Annotated in this window: 4 protein-coding genes; 3 read left to right on the top strand and 1 reads right to left on the bottom strand. The window is 71.1% G+C overall.

Going from position 1 to position 2,186, the window contains the following annotated elements; all coding sequences use genetic code 11:
* The first annotated feature begins 179 nt into the window (after window positions 1–179).
* Window positions 180–1,082: a LysR family transcriptional regulator gene (locus QK444_RS35715; protein ID WP_282786454.1), complete on the top strand. Its 903-nt coding sequence runs from the start codon at window positions 180–182 to the stop codon at window positions 1,080–1,082.
* Here the strand turns inward: QK444_RS35715 and QK444_RS35710 are convergent.
* Window positions 1,061–1,249: a hypothetical protein gene (locus QK444_RS35710; protein ID WP_282786453.1), complete on the bottom strand. Its 189-nt coding sequence runs from the start codon at window positions 1,247–1,249 to the stop codon at window positions 1,061–1,063. The genes QK444_RS35715 and QK444_RS35710 overlap by 22 nt on opposite strands.
* A 29-nt stretch (window positions 1,250–1,278) precedes the next feature.
* On the opposite strand from QK444_RS35710, the gene QK444_RS35705 reads away from it, so the two are divergent.
* The gene (locus tag QK444_RS35705) at window positions 1,279–1,641 is read left to right on the top strand and encodes a metalloregulator ArsR/SmtB family transcription factor (protein WP_282786451.1); all 363 of its coding nucleotides are present in this window, start codon (window positions 1,279–1,281) and stop codon (window positions 1,639–1,641) included.
* Window positions 1,638–2,138 (top strand): SRPBCC family protein, encoded by a 501-nt coding sequence (locus QK444_RS35700; RefSeq protein ID WP_282786449.1) that lies wholly within the window; start codon window positions 1,638–1,640, stop codon window positions 2,136–2,138. Before QK444_RS35705 ends, QK444_RS35700 begins: the two co-directional genes overlap by 4 nt.
* Window positions 2,139–2,186: the final 48 nt, after the last annotated feature.

Below are 2,186 nucleotides of genomic sequence, written 5' to 3'. Positions count from 1 at the left end.
TCGGCCCGATATGCCGGAAGGCGGAGGAGCGCTCGACCCGCGTCCATCGCACCGACCGGGTGCGGTGCCGGGGGCGGAACACGGCGGGGCGGGGGAGTGTGCTGGTCATGGCTCCAGCGTGCGCCCGGCACAGCGCCCCCGGTAGCGGTCGCCCGCCGATGGGTCCATAGACTCGTTCTATGCCCCTGTCGCCGCGAGTGCCCGATGTGGCCGCCCTCGACCTGTTGCTGTCGGTGATCGAACTGGGCAGTCTCGGGCGTGCGGCGCAGGCGCACGGCATCAGCCAGCCCTCGGCGAGTTCCCGCATTCGCTACCTCGAGCGACTGGTCGGTGTGCCGGTGCTGGAGCGCACCTCGCTGGGGTCGCGTCCGACCGCCGCGGGATCGCTCATCGCCACCTGGGCCCGCGAGGTGGTGGACGCGGCCGCACGCCTGGACGCCGGGATCGACTCGCTGCGTGCCGAGCGGGATTCCCGGCTCCAGGTGGCGGCCAGCCAGACCGTGGCCGAGTACCTGTTCCCGAAGTGGTTGATGTCGCTGCGCGCGCGGCAGCCCGCGACCACGATCGCCCTGGAATCCGGGAACTCCGCCGAGGTGGTGCGCGCGGTGCTGGACGGGCGGGTCGATATCGGCTTCGTCGAGAGTCCGACGGTGCCGCGCGATCTGGAGGGGCATATCGTGTGCCGTGACCGCCTCGTGGTGGTGATCCCGCCCGGACACCGGTGGGCTCGGCGCACCGCACTGACCGTCGACGATCTCGCGGCGACCCCGCTGATCTACCGCGAGTCCGGGTCCGGCACCCGTATCTCCTTCGAGCGCGCCATGCGGCGCGTCATCCCGGACTGGCAGCCCGACGTCCTGTTGGAGCTGTCCTCGACCACCGCCATCAAGACGGCCGTGGCGACCGGGCTGGGTCCGGCCGTGCTCAGCTCGCTGGCCGTGGCGAGTGAACTGGCCGAGGGAATCCTGTTGTCGCCCACCGTGGCCGGGCTCGAGCTGGAACGGCCGCTGCGTGCGGTCTGGCCGCGCGGGCAGCGCCCGACCGGTCCGGCCCGGGACCTCTACGCCATCGCCCGCGCGTAACGCACTTCGGGCGGATCCTTCGCCGCGAACGGCGCGAACGGCGCGAACGGCGCGAACGGCGCGAACGGCGCGAACGGCGCGAACGGCGGGATCGCCGCGAACGGCGGGATCGCCGCGAACGCCGGGATCGGCGTGTCTCCGGTCGTATGATGCCGGGGCCTGGTCAAACGCGTAACCGATCGGTTACGCTTCAGGGGTGGACGAGGTGGCCGCCGCGATAGCCGACCCGGTACGCCGGGAGATCCTGCACCTGCTGCGCGCCGAGCGGCGCACGGCCGGTGCGATCGCGTCGCATTTCCCGATCAGCCGCCCGGCCATCAGCCGTCACCTGCGCGTGCTGCGGGAAAGCGGACTGGTGCACGACGAGCTCGTGGGGCGGGAGCGCTACTACAGCCTCGATCCCGCACCGCTGCGCGAGATCGCGGACTGGATCGCGGAACTCGCCAGCGTCGACACCTGGGAACGGCGTCTCGACGCACTCGAGACCGAAGTCTTCCGCACCCGGCGCGACCGGCGCACCCGCCCGGCCGAGCCCGACACCGAGGAGAACACCGCATGACACCCCAACCGAACGGTCGCCTGCTCCGCACCGCAGCGGGCCGCGACCTGGTTCTGACCCGGAACTTCCGCGCGCCCATCGAGGACGTGTGGGCCAGCGTCACCGAATCCGAACGCACCGCCCGCTGGTACGGCTCCTGGGAGGGTGACGCCGGGCCGGGGCGAACCATCAAGGTGCGCATGCTCTTCGAGGAGAACCAGCCCATCTTCGATATGCACATCGACACCTGCGAACCACCCCGCCACCTGATCCTGCGCACGACCGACGACCTCGGTGAATGGGTGCTCGAAGCGGTGCTCACCGCGCGGTCCGACGGTACCGAACTCACCTTCACCCAGCACCTCGCACCGGGAGTCGCCGCCGCGGACGTCGGCCCCGGCTGGGAGTACTACCTGGATGCGTGGGTAGCCGCCGAACACGGTGCGGCGCAACCGAGCTTCGACGACTACTACCCGTCCATGAAGCGTTACTACGAGCAGCAGGAGCAGCGGGTGTGACGCCTCGGGCCTGCGGGCCGGTGGATCGGGACGTTCCGATAACCCCGC

It is taken from the genome of Nocardia sp. CC201C (assembly GCF_030010695.1).
GTDB classification, from domain to species: domain Bacteria; phylum Actinomycetota; class Actinomycetes; order Mycobacteriales; family Mycobacteriaceae; genus Nocardia; species Nocardia otitidiscaviarum.
The sequence above is the reverse complement of the archived record's forward strand: the minus strand, read 5'-3'. Positions and strand labels throughout refer to the sequence as shown.

Excerpts from the sequence above, each read along its gene's own strand:
- QK444_RS35715 (WP_282786454.1), top strand. The coding sequence starts at position 180 with ATGCCCCTGTCGCCGCGAGTGCCCGATGTGGCCGCCCTCGACCTGTTG.
- QK444_RS35700 (WP_282786449.1), top strand. The coding sequence starts at position 1,638 with ATGACACCCCAACCGAACGGTCGCCTGCTCCGCACCGCAGCGGGCCGC.